The sequence below is a fragment of the Pseudarthrobacter sp. SL88 genome (assembly GCF_026672455.1).
In the GTDB taxonomy this organism is placed as follows: domain Bacteria; phylum Actinomycetota; class Actinomycetes; order Actinomycetales; family Micrococcaceae; genus Arthrobacter.
Window position 1 is genome coordinate 2239467 of record NZ_JAPPRD010000001.1, and the last position, 17684, is coordinate 2257150.

Annotated in this window: 12 protein-coding genes; 4 read left to right on the forward strand and 8 right to left on the reverse strand. The window is 68.4% G+C overall.

Annotation, left to right across the window (positions count from 1 at the left end; translation table 11 throughout):
- Nucleotides 1–112 precede the first annotated feature (112 nt).
- The 4 genes from OVA06_RS10245 to OVA06_RS10260 form a co-directional block, all read right to left on the reverse strand.
- The gene (locus tag OVA06_RS10245; RefSeq protein ID WP_056084845.1) at nt 113–844 is read right to left on the reverse strand and encodes a thymidine kinase; all 732 of its coding nucleotides are present in this window, start codon (nt 842–844) and stop codon (nt 113–115) included.
- Complete coding sequence (locus OVA06_RS10250) at nt 837–2087, reverse strand: alkaline phosphatase family protein (protein ID WP_268158069.1); 1251 nt, start codon at nt 2085–2087, stop codon at nt 837–839. Before OVA06_RS10250 ends, OVA06_RS10245 begins: the two co-directional genes overlap by 8 nt.
- Nucleotides 2087–2830, reverse strand: a complete 744-nt coding sequence (locus tag OVA06_RS10255; RefSeq protein WP_056084721.1) for a DUF5998 family protein — start codon at nt 2828–2830, stop codon at nt 2087–2089. The genes OVA06_RS10250 and OVA06_RS10255 overlap by 1 nt, the downstream gene beginning before the upstream one ends.
- A gap of 184 nt (nt 2831–3014) precedes the next feature.
- Complete coding sequence (locus tag OVA06_RS10260) at nt 3015–5699, reverse strand: bifunctional acetate--CoA ligase family protein/GNAT family N-acetyltransferase (RefSeq protein WP_268158071.1); 2685 nt, start codon at nt 5697–5699, stop codon at nt 3015–3017.
- 81 nt (nt 5700–5780) lie between these two features.
- Between OVA06_RS10260 and OVA06_RS10265 the strand changes: the two genes are divergently transcribed.
- Complete coding sequence (locus OVA06_RS10265) at nt 5781–8288, forward strand: DNA gyrase/topoisomerase IV subunit A (RefSeq protein ID WP_268158073.1); 2508 nt, start codon at nt 5781–5783, stop codon at nt 8286–8288.
- Nucleotides 8289–8317: 29 nt separating this feature from the next.
- Here the strand turns inward: OVA06_RS10265 and OVA06_RS10270 are convergent, their stop codons facing one another.
- On the reverse strand, nt 8318–9118 hold the full coding sequence (locus OVA06_RS10270; RefSeq protein WP_268160748.1) for a GNAT family N-acetyltransferase: 801 nt from the start codon (nt 9116–9118) through the stop codon (nt 8318–8320).
- 149 nt (nt 9119–9267) lie between these two features.
- On the opposite strand from OVA06_RS10270, the gene OVA06_RS10275 reads away from it, so the two are divergent.
- Nucleotides 9268–9786, forward strand: coding sequence for a DinB family protein (locus OVA06_RS10275; RefSeq protein WP_056084732.1), 519 nt, complete (start codon nt 9268–9270; stop codon nt 9784–9786).
- A gap of 27 nt (nt 9787–9813) precedes the next feature.
- Here OVA06_RS10275 and cydD read toward each other — a convergent pair whose 3' ends face one another.
- The 3 genes from cydD to OVA06_RS10290 are packed head-to-tail and all read right to left on the reverse strand — an operon-like array spanning nt 9814 to nt 16003.
- Nucleotides 9814–13329, reverse strand: coding sequence for a thiol reductant ABC exporter subunit CydD (gene cydD, locus OVA06_RS10280; RefSeq protein WP_442793539.1), 3516 nt, complete (start codon nt 13327–13329; stop codon nt 9814–9816).
- A 1-nt stretch (nt 13330) separates the two neighbouring features.
- The gene (gene cydB / locus OVA06_RS10285) at nt 13331–14380 is read right to left on the reverse strand and encodes a cytochrome d ubiquinol oxidase subunit II (protein ID WP_056084738.1); all 1050 of its coding nucleotides are present in this window, start codon (nt 14378–14380) and stop codon (nt 13331–13333) included.
- An 18-nt stretch (nt 14381–14398) separates the two neighbouring features.
- Nucleotides 14399–16003: a cytochrome ubiquinol oxidase subunit I gene (locus OVA06_RS10290; protein ID WP_056084741.1), complete on the reverse strand. Its 1605-nt coding sequence runs from the start codon at nt 16001–16003 to the stop codon at nt 14399–14401.
- Nucleotides 16004–16264: 261 nt separating this feature from the next.
- On the opposite strand from OVA06_RS10290, the gene OVA06_RS10295 reads away from it, so the two are divergent.
- Together OVA06_RS10295 and OVA06_RS10300 are read left to right on the forward strand one after the other, a co-directional pair.
- On the forward strand, nt 16265–16648 hold the full coding sequence (locus OVA06_RS10295; protein ID WP_015936823.1) for a BlaI/MecI/CopY family transcriptional regulator: 384 nt from the start codon (nt 16265–16267) through the stop codon (nt 16646–16648).
- 6 nt (nt 16649–16654) lie between these two features.
- Nucleotides 16655–17647 carry a M56 family metallopeptidase gene (locus OVA06_RS10300; protein ID WP_056084743.1) on the forward strand — a complete coding sequence of 331 codons (993 nt, stop codon included), beginning with the start codon at nt 16655–16657 and terminating at the stop codon, nt 17645–17647.
- The last annotated feature ends 37 nt before the right edge of the window (nt 17648–17684 follow it).

The following is a 17684-nucleotide window of genomic DNA, read 5'->3' on the forward strand; positions in this document are numbered from 1 at the left end:
ACAGGCATCATCGCGCGAGGGTCTGCCATTGCTGCCGGAACGTACAGCCACCCCGGACGGACCCCACTCAAGGCGGTCCCGGTTCCGCGTCCGGGAAGGGCAACGGAAGGAGCTAGGCCCCGGTCCCCGCGGCCGGTCCCCCGGATCCGTGCCAGAGGCATGCGTCAACGTCGAACGGCAGGAGCTGGTCCTGCTCAGCCATCAGGTTGGCCCCGTGGGCGGTGACACGCCGCATGAAGTGCCGCCTGCAGAGAGTCTCATACCCCACCACCGGGACGTGGTGGCCAGCGGCAGCAACGGCTCCGTCCACTGCCATGTCCACGTCTCCCACCACTACCTGGGCGCCCTCGGTGACCATGACGCCGTCGACCGTCCTGGCATTGTGTGTGGCGCGGCGCCCGCACCAGCACAAAGCCTCAACCTGCAGGACCTGGACGCGGTCAGCGAGTTCGATCAGCCGCTGCGAGCCCGGAAACAGCCTGGTCCGGAAGTCGGCCGTGATCCCGAACGCGAAAACATCCACGTCGATCTCATCCACCACTTTGGCGAGCTGCTCTACCTGCTCGGGCGTGTAGAACTGTGCTTCATCGCAGATCAGGTAGTCGACGCGCTGGCCGTGGGTGCGCCGGCGCATGACTTCCTCCCAGAAATCCGTGCCGTCCACCACCTCGACGGCGTCCGTTTCCAGGCCCAGGCGGCTGGAGATCCGTGACTCACCGGCACGGTCGTTCCGGCTGAACCGAACGCCGCCGCGGCCCCTGACCCGGTGGTTGTGGTCCATCTGCAACGCGAGGGTGGACTTGCCGCAGTCCATCGTGCCGGAGAAGAAGACAAGTTCAGCCACGGCGGCGGCCACCCTTGCCGCCGCCAGCGGTCAGGCAGAGCAGAGGAACCTCGCGTTCCGCCTTGGTCAGAGACCCGTGCTGGCCCACCACTTCCATGGCGGTGGGGCGGCTGCGCCGGGTATCGTAGAGCGCCAGGGAATCCCGGGCTGCGATCATCACGTCGCCAATCCTGCCTTCGACGGCAGGCCGCACCGCACCGAAGAGGCCGGCGGCCACGGCTTCGTCCCGGGTGAAAGCCCAGACCTTGCTGCCGAACCGGTTCCGCCATGCGGTCAGCAGCCGGTCCCGGCCCGCTGTTCCGGCCGTCTCCTCGAGGTAGAGGTGGACCATGCGGGGTTCGCCGGCGGTGTGCCGTACGCCTTCCACCAGTGCGGGCTCGGCGGAGTAATCTATCCGGTGCGGTTCCGGCACGTCCAGCATTCCGTGGTCAGCGGTCAGGAGAATGGTGGTCCCGGCCGGAAGCGAGGTGCTGAGCCGCTTGACGGTGGCGTCGAGTTCCTCGAGCTGGTGTTCCCACTGCTGGGACTGGCAGCCGTAGCGGTGCCCGGCTTTGTCCAGTTCGTTCAGGTAGAAGTACATCAGCGATGGCCCGCTGCCGGACATGGCATCCGCTGCGGCTGCGGTGCGCGCATGGGATGTGGTGCCGGAGATGAACCGCCCACCGCGCAGGGCTGCACGGGTCATGGGCGAATCCGCGAACTGCGGCAGGCTGATGGTGGTGACGTCGGCATGTTCGGCCGCCCGTTCGAGCACCGTGGGGTGGGGCTGCCAGTCGTTGGGGTCTACTCCCGGGTCCCAGTTCCCCAGCAGGTTGACCACCTTGTCCTGTTGCGGGTCGAGCACGTCGTAGCCCACCATGCCGTGCTGGCCGGGCGGCAGGCCGGTGCCAAGGCTGGACAGGGCTGCGGCGGTGGTGGAAGGAAACGCGGAGTCGAGCCAGACGGGCACCAAGCCCTGCCCGGCCTGGATGACCGAGCGTAGGAACGGGGTGTGGGCGGACTTCTGCTTGAGCAGGTTCCGGCCCAGGCCGTCGGCCACCACAACGCAAACCCGCTGCGACGGCGGCAGCTTCAGCGTGTTCTCAAACCCGCCGATTCCGAGGCTGGCGGCGGCGCTGGTCAGCACCTCGGCGACGGAACGGTGTCCGTAGGCCGGTGCCGGGGGAAGGTCCGACGCCGGTCCGGCCAGTGCGGCGGCATTTGCAGGGGCGGCTGGGGGTACCTGGGGGCGCTCTTCGGGCATCAGCGCTGCTGGTGGCCGCGGCTGAGGCGCGTGCCGAACACGCCGGCGCGCGGCCGGGGCGGCAGTGACTGCACGTGGGGTACGGGCGAAGTGGACCCGGTATTGACGGCCCGCAGGGCCCGGGCAAAGAGCTTCGCGTCCTGGACTGCCTGCAGCCCGTCGGCCTCCGCGCTGATCCGCAGGACGATGTCCTCCTGCGCAATCGTGCCGGTATAGCCGTGGTCTGCTTCGCATTGGGGATCGCCGCAGCTGGCAGGGCCCATATCCAGGCGCTGGCCACCGGACCAGGCGATGGACAGTGTCAGCTCCCGCACGGGATCGGACGGCTTGTAGTTCTGCGGCTGGGCATACATGTAGCTGAGGACCACCGAACGGATCTGGGCCACGGGAACGGACTCCGTGGAGATCTGGGCAACGATCTGCTCGCCTGCCTCATCCAGCTGCTGGTCGTCCACGTGCGTGATCACCAGCATGTCCGCCGTGAGGACCAGCACCGTGATGTGCCGGCGGACCTCCGCACGGTCAAAGTGGGTTTCCAGGTGCACCAGGTGCGCCACGCAGTCGCGGCCGTCCAGGGCGTCATCCACCACATCTGCCACGAGGCGCGGATAGAAACCTGCCTTTTGGAGGGCACCTTCCAGGCTTTGGCCCTGGGAACCGTGGCTGTGTGAGCTGTGGTGGCGGATGGCCTGGTCTTCGTTACCGGGCGTTTCAGGCGCCGAGGCGGGAGGCTGGGAGCTCATTCCTCCATTTTCACAGATGCGCTGCTTACTTTGCCAACCGCCCGCTCCCCGCAGCGGACAAACGAACAGCAATCACAGGAGAAGCGAAGGACAAGTTAGCAATGTGGCAGCGCATGGGGAAAGGGATGCGGCAGAGACAAACCGGCAGATGACGCGGCCGGCAAGCCCGTGGATCGACGCAGTGTCAGCCCCGCATTGCCCGCCGTGCGCTGTCCGTGCGTTGTGCGGCGTTCCCGATCCGGACGTCGGCCGCCAGGATGGTTGCCCCGCTCGTCCCGCAGAGCACCGGGTTGAACTCCACCAAAGCGATTTCGGGGTGGTTGTCCTTCATCCAGGCCAGCCGGCCTGCCAGGTCCTCCAGGGCGGAAACGTCGACGGCGGGAAGGCCCTGGTAGCCAAAAAGCTTCCGCGCCGCCCGGGGCGCCCGGATGAAGTCGTGGACGTCCGCGGCGGACAGCGGCGGTACCCGGTGCGACCAGTCGTCCAGGAGGTTCACAGCGTCGCCCGCCAGGCCGAAGGAGATGACCGGCCCCAGCAGCGGGTCCTCAATGGCCCGGAACGTGCACGCCTGGCCTACCGGTGCCATGGACTGCACCTCCAGGGCCGGGTCGCCGTAGAGGGCAAGGGCACGGCGCATCTGGAGCACATCCCGGCGCAGCGACTCGGCGTCCTGGATGTCCAGGCGGACGCCGCCCAGATCGAGCCTGTGCCGCAGGGCGGGGTCCGTCGTCTTCACCGCCACCGGCCAGCCAAGAGCCTCGGCGGCTTCCACCGCTTCGTCAGGGGTGTCAAAGGCCGCAGACGGCAGTACGGAAATGCCGTAGTGCCCCAGCAGGGACGCGGCCGCTGCGGGGTCCAGCTGCTTGAGCTGCTCCCCCCTGACGTCGCGGAGCTGGACTTCGAGCTCGGCGCGGGCACGGGCGGGATCGCAGCCCGAAGGTTCCACGAAGTGGCCGTGGTCCCGTGACACCCATTCCGAGTACCTCACCACGGCGGCGAGCGCTGCCACGGCCGCGCCGGGGTTGGAGAAGCACGGTACGGCCTTGTCCGCGGCCCCCACCATGCCTTCAACGTAGACGGAGTCGTCAAGGATGCCGGTGAATGCCGCCACCACGGGCTTGCCGGCCTCGGCGGAGACGTCCGCCAGCGATTCCGCGATGCTGTCCACTGTGAGTCCGCGGGCCGGCAGGAGTGCTGCGACGGCGGCATGGACGTGCGCCGGGCGCAGCGCCTCGAGAAGCGCTGCGCGCAGGGCGGGCAAGGCCACCGAGCGGCCGGCATCGAGGTCTACCCCCGTCACCAGCTGCTCCACGCTGAGGCCGTGGTCTGCTGCACTGTCCGCCACTACCTTGCCCAGCGCCTGGGAGTTGCTGAGGATGGCCAGGCCGGGCCCGGCTGGCAACGGCTGGCCCGCGACGACCTGGGCCACGTCCGCCAGCTGCTCGATGGTTTCGACGCGGATGACGCCGGACTGGCGCAGCATGGAGTCCAGCGCCCCGCCTGGCGCCTGGGTGGTGCGGACGGCGTGGCCCGGCGGCAGGCGCAGGCCCATGGTGTCGGATTTGGCTACGATCACCGGTTTGGTGCGGGCCAGGCGGCGGGCGATGCGAGAGAACTTGCGGGGGTTGCCGATCGATTCCAGGTAGAGGCCCACGGCGGAGGTGTCCGCATCGTCTTCCCAGTACTGCATGATGTCGTTGCCGGATACGTCGGCGCGGTTCCCGGCCGAGAGGAACGTCGACATGCCGAGGCGCCGGCGGCTGGCCGCAGCGTACAGGGAGACGCCAATGGCTGCCGACTGGCTGAACAGCCCCAGCCCGCCACGGCGCGGCAGGGTGGGCGCCATGGAGGCGTTGAGACGGACCTCGGGGTGCGTGTTGATGATGCCCAGGGACGCCGGGCCGATGACCCGCATCCCGCTCGCGCGCGCCTGGCGCACAAGGTTCCGCTGCCGCTGGAGGCCGCGTTCGCCGTCGTCCGCGAAACCTGCCGAGGCGATCACCAGGCCTTTGACGCCGGCGGCGGCGCAGTCCTCCACCACGGAGGGAACCTCCTCGTACGGCACGGCGATCACAGCGAGCTGCACGGGCTTGGGTACTTCGGTCAGCCGCCCGTAGGACAGCATGCCGGCCAGTTCCAGCGCCTCGGGATTAATGGCGTAGACGGGCCCGGGAAAGCCGCCTTCCACGATGTGCTCCAGCAGTTGGTAGCCCACGGTCCCCCACTTGCGGCTGGCGCCGATGACGGCCACGGACGATGGCGTCAGCAGGTCCCGCACGCTCCTGGCCTCGGCGCGGTGCTCGCGGGATTCCATCACGGCCCGGGACTTTTCGGTGGGGTCGATGTTGAATTCGAGGCTGACGACGCCGTCGTCGAAGTGGCGTTTGACGTCATAGCCGGCATCCGAGAAGACCATGAGCATTTTGCGGTTCTCGGGCAGCACCTCGGCGCTGAAGCGCTGGATCCCGTTTTCGTGGGCGGCGGCGGCGAGGTGTTCGAGCAGGATGGAGCCGATTCCGCGGCCCTGGTGCGCGTCGGCGATGTTGAAGGCAACCTCGGCCTCGGTGGGATCATCCAGCCGGTCGTAGCGGCCGATCCCGATGATTTCCCCGCGCATGGTGATGACGAACGCCACCCGGTCCTTGTAGTCCACTTCGGTGAACCGCTTGAGCTCCTTGGCTGACAGCCGTGCCTTGAAGGCGAAGAAGCGCATGTAAATTGAATTCTGCGACTGTCCGGTATGGAAGGTCTGGATGGCCTCCGCATCGGACGGATGGATGGGCCGCAAATGGGCTGTCCCGCCGTCGCGCAGGACGACATCGGCTTCCCAATGTTCCGGATATTCGCCGTCCCCGGGCTGATCCACCATAGGCTTAGCCTAGCCAAAAACTGCCGCAGCGCAGCAGCACCCTGCCCGGCAACCCCAGTAACCGAAGGATTCACCACCCCCATGGCCCGCCGCCAAAGCCCAGCACCCGTCGCGGACACCACTCCCTTCACGGAGAACATCGTCGACATCGACGTCACTTCCGAGATGGAGGGTTCGTTCCTGGAGTACGCGTACTCCGTGATCTACTCGCGGGCATTGCCCGACGCCCGCGACGGGTTGAAGCCGGTGCAGCGACGCATCCTGTACATGATGAGCGATATGGGCCTGCGGCCGGACCGCGGGCACGTCAAGAGCGCCCGGGTGGTGGGCGAAGTCATGGGTAAGCTGCACCCGCACGGTGACGCCGCCATCTACGACGCCATGGTGCGCATGGCGCAGGACTTCTCGCTGCGTTTGCCCCTGATCGACGGGCACGGCAACTTCGGATCGCTCGACGACGGCCCTGCAGCTCCGCGGTACACCGAGGCGAGGCTGGCGCCCGCTGCCCTCACACTCACCAACCACCTCGATGAAGACGTGGTGGACTTCGTCCCCAACTACGACAACCAGCTCACTCAGCCGGACGTCCTTCCGGCGGCCTTCCCCAACCTGCTGGTCAACGGCGCCACCGGCATCGCCGTGGGCATGGCCACCAACATGGCCCCGCACAACCTGGTGGAAGTCATCGCCGCGGCCAGGCACCTGATCGCCAACCCGGACGCCACGCTCGAAGACCTCATGCGCTTCGTTCCCGGCCCGGACCTGCCCAGCGGCGGCCGGATCGTGGGCCTGGACGGCATCCGTGACGCGTATGCCACCGGCAGGGGGTCCTTCAAGACCCGTGCCAAGGTGGAAGTGGAGCAGCTCTCGGCCCGCCGCACCGGCCTGGTGGTCACCGAACTGCCGTACATGGTTGGCCCCGAAAAGGTCATCGAGAAGATCAAGGACGCCGTCAACGCCAAGAAGCTGACCGGCATCAGCGACATCGTGGACCTGACGGACCGCAAGCACGGACTGCGCCTGGTCATCGAGCTCAAGAACGGATTCAACCCCACGGCCGTGCTCCAGCAGCTCTACCGGTACACGCCGATGGAGGATTCCTTCGGCATCAACAACGTCACGCTGGTGGACGGGCAGCCGCAGACCCTCGGCCTGGTGGACCTGCTCTCCGTCTACGTCAACCACCGCATCGACGTTGTCCGCCGCCGCACCATCTTCCGGCTGGGCAAGAAGCAGGACCGGCTGCACCTGGTAGAGGGCCTCCTCATCGCCATCGTGGACATCGACGAGGTCATCCAGATCATCCGGTCCTCCGATGAGGCCGCCGCCGCCCGTGAGCGCCTGATGTCCATCTACGACCTCACCGAGATCCAGGCCAACTACATCCTGGAACTGCGGCTCCGCCAGCTGACCAAATACTCGCGGATCGAGCTGGAGAAGGAACAGGACCAGCTGCGCCGCGAGATCGCCGAACTCGAAGCCATCCTCAACTCCGAGGAACTGCTCCGTTCGCTGGTGTCCGATGAACTCGCAGCGATTGCCGAGGAACACGGCACCCCGCGCAGGACCATCCTGCTGGAGTCCGAAGCCGTTTCCCCCACCGTTGCGGCAGAACTTGCCGGCAGCAGGAAGGGCAAGCCTGCTCCCCTGGCCCTGGAGATCGCCGACGACCCCTGCTGGGCCATCCTGACCGCCTCGGGGCAGATCGGGCGAACCAGCAACCAGGAACCGCTGGCCGAGGCAGGCCCGCGGAACAAGCACGACGTGTTCACGTCGGTGGTAAAGACCTCGGCACGCGGCGAGATCGCTGCCATCACCTCCCAGGGCCGGATGCTCCGCCTCCAGGTGATGGACATGCCGGTCCTGCCACCCGTGGCAGGCCTGCCCAACATGGCCGGTGGTGTCCCGGCGAAGGACTTCCTGACGCTGCTGAAGGGCGAAACCCTGGTGGCATTCGCCCCGCTGGACGAGGTTTTGGCCATCGGCACCGCCCAGGGCGTGGTGAAGCGGGTCCAGCCGGATTACCCGTTGAACCGCGAGGACTGGGAAGTCATCGCGCTCAAGGACAAGGACTTCGTGGTAGGCGTGGCACCGGCTGCCGCTGATGATACCGAACTGGTGTTCCTGACGGCCCAGGCCCAGCTGTTGAAGTTTGCCGCCTCCGCCGTGCGTCCGCAGGGCCGGACGGCCGGTGGAATGGCCGGCATCAAACTTGCCGCGGGCGACCGCGTGACATTCTTCGGCGCGGTGCGCGCCCAGGACGAGGCCGCCGTCGTGGTGACCATTGCCGGCACCAACGGCGCCCTACCGGGGACTGCCCCGGGCACGGCGAAGGTGACCGCGTTCTCCGAATACCCGGTGAAGGGCCGTGCCACCGCAGGGGTGCGCGCGCACCGGTTCCTGAAGGGCGAGGACACGCTGCTGCTGGCTTGGGCCGGGCATGGTCCGGCCAAGGCGTCCTCGGCCGCAGGCGTAGCCAGGTCACTTCCGCAGGAGCACGGCCGCCGCGATGGTTCCGGTGTCCCCTTGTCCCAGGCCGTGGACGTGGTGGGGGCCGCGATGGCGTGGCCGGAGGCCGCCGAGGCGTAGTCCGCCCCGCCCGCCACCGCTGCGCCGGATCAGTTTTCCCTGCTCCAGTTGTACGGCGTGGTGGTGGAGACCTTGACCAGACCATACCGCTCAAGAATGGGGCGCGAGTATTCGGTGGAGTCGCTGTGGATCAGGGTCTTGCCGAGCCGCAGGGCGGACCGGGCACGCTGTGCGGTAAGGGCCCGGTAAATGCCCTGCCCGCGCCACGGCGCCAGGGTGGCCCCGCCCCAGATGCCGGCGAAGTCCGTCCCCGCCACCGGTTCAAGGCGCCCGGCACTGACGACGCAGCCCTCGTGGCCTGCTGCCCACAGCTCGGTTCCACCACCGGCGGACAACCGCCGCAGAAGGTCTTCGGCCCGCGCTTCCGAGATGCTGTCCCCGAAAGCGACATCCTGCATGGCGCTCACGGCGCGGACATCCGCTGGCCCGGTGACCTGTCGAAGCCACACTCCGGGTGGCAGGGGAACGTCCGCCACCAGGGCGGCAGCGGCGCCAATCATGATCGATTCGGCGTCGGCGGGCACGAAACCGTGGGCCAGCAGTGCCCCGTGCAGGCCTGGCGTGGCATCGTGCCCGCGGGTTTTCCACTCCACGGACTGGACCGCTGGGTCCGCGCGGAAGTGCGCCACGGCCTGGTCCACGCATTCCGCGACAGTGGCCGCGGACGCCCCGCCAAGGCCGGCGTAGGTGACGAACCCGCGGCCGCCGTCGAACGTGGCGAGCCGCAGCGGGCCGAGCGGGAGCACTGACCTGGCGCCGGCCACTTCGGGGGCGAGGCGCAGTTGGGAATCGTAGGCCGCGAGGAACCGTGCAGAGTCCGGGTGCTTGATTGCGTGTACTTTCCGGTGGGTCGATGGGCCCGGACCAGGCAACAGATGCTGAGCCTGCCGGCCTCTTGAGCTGGACATGCCGCATCCGGGTCCCGTGGCGCGGGCGCCGCGAACGGCCAATGTAACAGCTCTCCGCTTAGACTGCTCCCATGCCTATCGTGCCTGATGAGAAGGACTGGACCTGGGTCCTGGACCGCCCCTGCCCCGAGTGCTCGTTCGACCCCTCCACCACCACACCGGCAACGGTCCCCGGCACCATCGAAAACATGCTGCCCCGGTGGCGGGCCGTCCTGCGCCGGCCGGAGGTCGCCGAGCGCCCCGATGACAACACCTGGTCTGCGCTGGAGTACGCCTGCCACGTGCGCGATGTGTTCAGCCTGTTCGACCAGCGCCTGAACCTGATGCTGGACTCCGACGACGCAAAGTTTGAGAACTGGGACCAGGACCTGACCGCCATCGAGAAGGACTATGCCAACGCCGATCCGGCAGTGGTGAACACCGAGCTGGCCGCCGAAGGCCAGCAGGTGGCGGAGTCCTTCGCCGGGGTCCGCGAATCCGAATGGGACCGCAAGGGACTTCGCAGCAACGGTTCCGAGTTCACGGTCCTGACGCTCGCGCGCTACTTCCTGCACGACGTCATCCACCACCTGCACGACGTCGACGGATAGTTCCGCCGGCTCCCGGCCGCGCCGGCGTCAGGCCCGCAGCCCCGCGGCTGCCCGAACAGGCTCCCGGCGTTCCCCAGTCGGCGCGAGCGCCAACCGAACGTCCCCGGCCTGGATATCGGCGGCGTGGTGGGTTACCAGCACTACTGTCCGGTCCCGCAGGCCGTCCCTCAGGTCGTGCAGCATGGCCCTGGCCGATTCGGCGTCCAGGTGCGCGGTGGGCTCGTCCAGCAGGATCACCTCGGCACCGGTCATCAGGGTGCGGGCTACCGCGAGGCGCTGGCGTTCGCCGCCACTGAGGAAAGCGCCACCGGGACCGATCCGCGTATCCAGTCCCGCGGGCAGCCGTTCCATCAGGCCGATGAGGCCGACGGCGGCAATCACCGCTGCCATGTCCCGTTCGGTCGCGCTCTCCCCCGGTTTGTCCTGTCCAGGGGTGCCCTGTCCCCGGCTGTCCGGACCCGCCGCGGCGCGCCCCAGCAGGAGGTTACCGCGGATGGTCGAGTCGAAGAGGTGGGCCTCCTGCGGGCACCACGCCACCCCGCCGGACACCCGGGCACTTCCTGCGGCCGGCGGCAGGAATCCCAGCAGGACCGAGAGCAGCGTTGACTTCCCGGAACCAGACGGGCCTGTGACCGCCAGCCAATGCCCGGGCCCCGCAACCGCATTGAGACCGGTAAAGACCGGTTCGCCGCCAGGCCACGCCGCCGCGAGGTCCGCCAGCTCCAGCCCGGGACGGCCACCGTCACGCGCCGGCACTGGCTGCAGCCCGTCTGTGGTGCCGCCGTCGTCGTCCCGAACGCCGGACGCGTCCAGCGCCCCGGACGAAGCCACGCGCTGCAGGACCGCGCGCAGGGCCGGGAACTGGCGCACCGCAGTCGTCATCGCCGAGTAGGGTTCCACCAGGGCCAGCAGCAGCAGGACTACGACGGCGGCCGTGGCCGGGCCGATGCGTCCGTCCAGGACGGCGGGGGCTGCCAGCCACGCGCTGGCGAGCGCTGCGGCACCGCAGGCGGCAGCGGTGACCGCGTGGCCCAGGCCCTCTGCCCAGGCCGAACGCTGGGAGGCGTGGGTGGCACTGCGGTCTTCGCCGCGGAGTCCGTCCAGCACCCGCGGCGCCACACCGTTGGCGGACAGCTCCGCCCGGGCATCCAGCGCAGCCGAGATGCGGCGAAGCACGCCGGAGCGCAGCACCTGCTCTGCCGTCGCCGACTTCCGGTCGCCCCAGAGCGCAAGCGCGGGCGCCAGCACCAGGCTGGCAGCGGAGGCGGCTAGTACCGCAGGCAGTGCCGGCGGGACCACCAGCCAGGTGGTTCCCACCGCCAAAACGGCGACCGCCACGGCCGTGACGGGGGGCAGCACCACCCGGGGCAGGAGGTCCCGGACCGTGTCGACGTCGTCGATCACGGTGCCCAGCACGTTCCCGCCCTGGAGGAGGCGGCGCAGGGCCAGGGCCCGGCGGCTCAGTGACGCCCACAGCCTTCCCCTGAGCCTGGTCAGCGCGGCGAACACGGCATCGTGCAGCAGCAGCCGTTCCCAGTACCGGAGTACCGCCCTGCCGATGCCGAAGAAGCGCACGCCAACAATGGCGGTCAGCAGGTAGAGGATGGGTGGCTGCTCGCTGGCGCGGATAATCAGCCAGCCGGACAACCCGGACAACGCAACCGCGAAGACCGCTGCGAAGGTGCCCACGATGGCGGCCGCGGCGAACCGTCCCCGTACCGGTGCCAGCAGCTGAGCCAGCAGTCCCATGACGCTTCCGCCGGAACGGCCCGCGGTTCCGGCCTTGGCGTCGTCAGCGCGCGGGGACGCGGCGGGCGGTTTGGTGGCGGGCCGGTTGGCCGCGGGCGGCGCCGCTGAAGCCGCCGCGGGAAGGCCGGTTGCTCCGGCGGGAGAAACCCGTGCCGGCACGGTGTCCGTGTCCGGCTGGTGCGTAGATTCCGGCGCCGTGGCAGCGACCGGCACCAGCACGTCGGCGAGGCTGCGGGTCCGCTCTTCATGGGCCACCAGGATCACGGTGACCTGCCCGCGCAGCCCGTGGATGGCGTCTTCCACGGCCCGCGCTGAATCGCTGTCCAGGTGCGCGGTGGGCTCATCGAGCAGGAGCACTGTTGCTCCGGCGTCGATCCTCGCCAGCCCGCGTGCCAGCGCAACGCGCCGCAGCTCGCCGGGGCTCAGCTCCGCAGGGTGATTCGCGGCCAGGTGGCCGGCGCCCGCCCGGGTGAGGCAGGCGCGGGCGGTTTCCTCAGCCAGCGCACCGTCCCGGGCGTTGCGGGGGTTGGCACCGAGGTAGAGCATCACTTCGTCCAGCACCCTGTCGGCCACCAGCACGGGATGCTGCGGCACCCAGGCCACCGCGTTCCGGTCCAACCCGGCCACGGTCCCGGTAACGGATGCCCCTGCCCCATCCCCGATGGTGCCGGCCAGGACGCCCAGTACCGTGCTCTTGCCGGCACCGCTGGGACCGTCCAAGGCGGTGATCCGGCTCTGCGGCGCCTCAAACGTCAAGGGTCCGACGGCGGCGCGGGACCTTCCGCGGTAGGTCACGGTGAGGCCGGTGACGGTGAGCGGTGCTCCTGGCCTTCCCGCCGGCACGGCAGGCAGCGGCTTCGCCTCGGGTGCGTCCGTGACCGCGGTGACGCCGGCCAGGGCTACCCGGCCGTCGTCGCTGGCGTGGTGCGCCGTGCCCAGCTCACGAAGCGGCAGGTAGCAGTCCGGCGCGAGGATCAGGGCCAGCAGCCCGGCTTCGAGTGGCATGTCGCCGTGCACCAGGCGCACGCCGATGAACACGGCAACCACGGCCACGGAGATAGTGGCAATGAGTTCCAGCGCCAGGGCGGAGAGGAACGCGGTCCGCAGGGTCCCCATGGTGCGCGAGCGGTATTCCTCGGAGATCTCCTCGAGGGCTTTGCGCTGGGCCGTGGCCCGGCCCAGGCCCACCAGGACGGGCAGTCCCTTGGCGAGTTCCAGCATGTGTGCCGAAAGCCTGGCCAGCGACGCCTGTGCCTCGCGCACGTTGTCTTCCGTGTATCGGCCGATCAGCACCATGAACAGCGGGACCAGGGGCACGGTCAGGACGATCACCAGCGCGCTGACCCAGTCCGCGAAAAGGATCCTCGCACCGAGCAGCAGCGGCACGGCGGCGCAGTTCACGAGCGCCGGCAGGAACTGGGTGTAGTAGCTGTCCAGCGCGTCCAGGCCGCGGGTGGCCAGCACGGCGAGGCCACCGTCCGCCGGACCGGTTTCGCGTACCCCGTTGCGCAGCGTCCGCTCCAGGAGCCCGGCCCGCAGTTCCTCCTTGATGCCAAGCGCGGCGCGGCGGGCGGCCACGGCCTGCCCCCATACGGTGATGGACCGCAGGACGACGCCGGCCATACCCAGCGTGATCTGGTCCGGATGTACGGCTTCCCCGGCCGCCAGTCCTGCAAGAGCGGCCGCCACCGCCTGGCCCATCAGCACGAGCGAGAGTGCCTTCAGCGCTGCGAGCAGGCCAAGCCAGTAGACAGCGGAGCGGGTGGCGGGTCCCGGCGGGAGCATGGGCCGCACGTCAGCCCTTGGTGGTGAACGCCTTGACGGCGATGGCAGGCAGGAAGCTGTGGGCCTCCGGAATGGAATCGGTGCTGACCCTTCGGCGGAACACCCAGTAGGTCCATGCCTGGTAGGCAATCACGAGCGGAAGTCCGAACGCGGCCACGATGGTCATGAGCCCCAGGGTGTAATCCGAGGACGAGGCGTTGGAGATGGTCAGGTCAAAGGCGGTGTCCAGGGTGGAGGGCAGCACCACGGGGAACACGGCGCCGAAGATGGAGGCCGTGCCGAGCACCAGGAAAGCGCCGAGCGCCAGGAACGCCCTGCCTTCGGCGCCGGCGCGGGCCAGTACCCAGGCGGTGGCGGCGGCGGCCACCGCGAGCACCACGAGGGCCCAGGTCCAGGGTTTGCCGTCCAGGAACTGGATGCTGAGCGCCCAGGCCGCGATGGGAAGGATCAGCACCGGAAGCAGGCGCACGAACCAGGCGCGGGCACGGTGCCGCACCTCGCCGTCGGTCTTCAGTGCAAGGAAGGCCAGCGCGTGGACCAGCGAGAAGCCCACCACGGCCACGCCGCCCAGTACGGCGTAGCCGCTGAACCAGGCAAAGGGGCCGCCTTCGCGGTCGCCGTTGGCATTCAGGGGCAGGCCGGTGGTGGTCAGGGCCAGCGCGGCTCCAACCCCGAAGGCGGCGAAAAAGGATCCCAGGGCAATGGCCCAGTCCCACCGGGCACGCCAGCGGTCCGTATCCACTTTGCCGCGGTACTCGAAGGCTACGGCGCGGAAGATCAGCGCAACGAGGACCACCAGGAGGGGCAGGTAGAGGGCCGAGAACAGGGAGGCGTACCAGAGTGGGAACGCCGCAAACGTGGCACCGCCGGCGGTCAGCAGCCAGACCTCGTTGCCGTCCCAGACTGGGCCGACCGTGTTCAGCAGGACCCGGCGTTCGGTGTTGTTCCGCGCGAAGATCTTCATCAGCATCCCCACGCCGAGGTCAAAGCCCTCAAGGAAGAGGTAGCCGGTCCACAGCACCGCAATGGCGATGAACCAAATGGTGGGCAGCAGTTCCATTGTCGAATTCCTCTGCTCTTAGTACGCGAAGGCCAGGACGTCGTCGGCGGGCTTGGCGCCGCCCGGTCCGCCGGAGCCCGGCGTTTCGTCCTCGTTCTCGTCGGCGGGGACATGGGCCAGTTCGGGCATGGCGGACACCACACCGCCGCGGATGTACTTCACCAGCAGCTTGACCTCCACCACCAGCAGCACGGCGTAGACCGCTGTGAGGGTGACCAGGGAAGCCATCAGCTCGCCCGCGGAAACCCCGGGTGAGACGGCCGCGGCCGTGAACATGAACACCTGGTCGATGCCGCTGGGATCGGGGTTGGGGGCAACCACGAACGGCTGCCGGCCCATCTCGGTGAAGATCCAGCCAGCGGCGTTGGCGCCGAACGGGGCAAGGATGCCGAAGACGGCAAGGCGCATAAGCCACGGCGATTCCGGCACTGTGCCCTTCCGGGTCAGCCACAGGGCAACCACGGCCGCCAGCGCGGCGAGTCCGCCGAAGCCGATCATCATCCGGAAGCCCCAATAGGTGACTTCCATGACCGGCAGGTACTCAATTTCCTGGCCGGCACGCTCACCGTAGATGGGGTTGTCCGGCAGGTGGGTGCCGTAGTTTTCCTTGTACTCGGGCAGCAGCGTGTTCACGCCCTTCACCTCGGTGGTGAAGTCGCCCTTGGCCAGGAAGGACAGGATTCCGGGGACCTCGATGACGGCCACGATGTCGTCACAGTTCTGGGATCCGATGTTGCCGATGCTCAGCACGGAGAACCCGGTGCCGTCGTGGCAGGCCGCTTCCGCTGCAGCCATCTTCATGGGCTGCTGTTCGAACATGAGCTTGCCCTGCAGGTCCCCGGTGAGAGCGGTTCCTGCGAAGGAGATCATGGCTACCACCGCGCCGATGCGCAGGGACCGGATCCAGACGCTGTGGTCTGCCCGGTCACGGCCGGGGATCGTGGTGGACTCGCCGGGAATGACCTTGCCGTCGGCACCCGTGGTGTCGATGCCGTCGCGGCGCCGGCGCCACAGGTGGTACCAGGCAATGCCGAGCAGGAAGCCACCGGCCACCGCAAGGGCGCCGAAGATCGTGTGCGGGACGGCAACGAGGGCGGTGTTGTTGGTGAAGACGGCCCAGGCGTCGGTCATGACCGGACGCCCGTCGATCATTTCGACGCCCACCGGGTGCTGCATCCAGCTGTTGGCCACGATGATGAAGTAGGCGGAGAAGACCGATCCGATCACCGCCACCCAGAGGCAGGCCAGGTGGATGCCCGGTTTCAGCTGCTTCCAGCCAAAAATCCACAGTCCCAGGAAGGTGGACTCCACAAAGAAGGCCAGCAGGGCTTCCAGGGCCAGCGGCGCGCCGAACACATCGCCGACGAACCGGCTGTATTCGCTCCAGGCCATGCCGAACTGGAACTCCTGGACGATGCCGGTGGCCACGCCCATGATGAAGTTGATGAGGAAGAGCTTGCCCCAGAACTTGGTCATCCGCAGATACTCAGGCTTGCCGGTGCGGTGCCAGGCCGTCTGGATGACGGCCACCACCAGGCCCAGGCCGATGGTCAGCGGGACCATCATGAAGTGGTAGACGGTGGTGATGCCGAATTGCCAGCGTGCGATTTCCAAGGCGTCCAACGCGGGTCCCTACTCTAGGCCAACTCAAACTTCTACGTTTCGTAGAAGTTCAACTTCTACAGAGTGTAGAACAACTTGCTGTCCGACGGAAAACGCCCCGCCCGTTACCAGCATGGCGCCAAACCGCCCAGCGCGCCACGTGTTCTACCCAACGTAGAAAGTCCGGCGGTTTCAGGGTAAATTTGAACCTGCAGTTGTTTAACCGTTGAGCAGTCACCGGCGCAGGACGCGCACGGTGCGGGGACATAAAGGAAAAGTGCAATGGCTAGTCTTGGTGAACTGGAACGGGCAGTGATGGACCTGCTCTGGGCGGGCCAGGAAGCAGCCACGGCCAACACTCTGCGGGACCAGCTGGCCCGCACATCCGCCGCGCAGGGCGGCCCCGGCCACGAGGGCAAGGAACTCGCGGTGACCACCGTGCTGACGGTGCTGTCGAGGCTGGAAAAGAAGGGCCTCGTGGAGCGGGAACGTGGAACCCGTCCGCACCGCTACCAGGCGGTATCCAGCCGGGCGGACCACACGGCCGAGCTCATGCATGAGGTGCTGGGATCGGCTCCGGACCGCGAAGCAGTACTGGCCCGGTTCATCGGATCAGTCTCCGAGGGTGAAGCCGAAACGCTGCGCAAACTGCTGGGCCACGTCTAGCCCACCATGTTCTGGGCCTCATACCTGCTGGCGGTCCTGGCGATCATACTGGCGTGGCCGGTACCCATCCTGCTGTCGCGCGCGCAGTGGCCGGCACGGTCGCCGTTTACGGCGATGCTGCTCTGGCAGGCCATCGCCCTGGCAGGTGGCCTGTCGATGATCGGCGCCATGCTGGTGTACGGCCTGGAGCCCATCGGGGACAACCTGATCGCCGGGCTCCGGTCCCTGGCAGGCATGGTGCTCTTCAACGCCCCCACCACGGCCCTGGGCTTCTGGCACATCTTCGCCCTGTCGGCAGCAGCCCTGCTGACGGCCCACCTTGTCTTCACCCTGCTGCTGACGTACTACAGGATCCAGCGGCAGCGGCGGCGCCACCGGGAACTGCTGGCCCTGCTGGCGTCCCCGTCAGGCCAGGACACCGCCACGCTGGTCATCAGCCATGACTCCCCGGTGGCCTATTGCCTGCCTGGCGGAGCACGGTCTGTCACGGTCCTCTCCGACGGCCTCATGGCGGCCCTTGAGCCAGCAGAGCTCCAAGCCGTCCTGACCCACGAAAACGCCCACCTGAGCCAGCGGCACCACCTGCTGCTGTGGGCGTTCGCTGCGTGGCGCCAGGCCCTCCCCTGGCTGCCCACCACGCGTTTGGCGCAGGAATCCGTGAGCTCACTGATCGAAATGCTGGCCGACGACGTTGCCCTTCGAACAGCCAGCAAAGCCACCCTCATCAAGGCAATCGCCATCGTGGCCAGCGGTTCGGCTGCCGGAACCAACGGGCACGGCACCGGCCAGGCCGCTCCCGGGATGGCGCTGTCCGGCCTTGAGGCCGCCGCGGGTACTGCCGGCTCCGACTCCACCCGCACTACTGCGTCCCGGGTCAGCCGCCTGCTCTCGCCACAGCCCGAACTGCCGCGCGCTGCACGGAGCCTGGTCCTCACCGCGTCCGTGCTGTTGCTGGCGCTCCCCACCGCCCTGCTGGTGGTGCCCGGCCTGCTGGGCTGAACCTCCCGCCGTCGGGCGTTGCGGGCGGATGCCCGGC

What these genes read in the sequence shown, in the direction of transcription:
- OVA06_RS10250 (WP_268158069.1), bottom strand. Translation starts at nt 2,087, where the DNA reads ATGCCCGAAGAGCGCCCCCAGGTACCCCCAGCCGCCCCTGCAAATGCC.
- OVA06_RS10255 (WP_056084721.1), bottom strand. Translation starts at nt 2,830, where the DNA reads ATGAGCTCCCAGCCTCCCGCCTCGGCGCCTGAAACGCCCGGTAACGAA.
- OVA06_RS10260 (WP_268158071.1), bottom strand. Translation starts at nt 5,699, where the DNA reads ATGGTGGATCAGCCCGGGGACGGCGAATATCCGGAACATTGGGAAGCC.
- OVA06_RS10265 (WP_268158073.1), top strand. Translation starts at nt 5,781, where the DNA reads ATGGCCCGCCGCCAAAGCCCAGCACCCGTCGCGGACACCACTCCCTTC.
- OVA06_RS10275 (WP_056084732.1), top strand. Translation starts at nt 9,268, where the DNA reads ATGCCTATCGTGCCTGATGAGAAGGACTGGACCTGGGTCCTGGACCGC.
- cydB (WP_056084738.1), bottom strand. Translation starts at nt 14,380, where the DNA reads ATGGAACTGCTGCCCACCATTTGGTTCATCGCCATTGCGGTGCTGTGG.
- OVA06_RS10295 (WP_015936823.1), top strand. Translation starts at nt 16,265, where the DNA reads ATGGCTAGTCTTGGTGAACTGGAACGGGCAGTGATGGACCTGCTCTGG.
- OVA06_RS10300 (WP_056084743.1), top strand. Translation starts at nt 16,655, where the DNA reads ATGTTCTGGGCCTCATACCTGCTGGCGGTCCTGGCGATCATACTGGCG.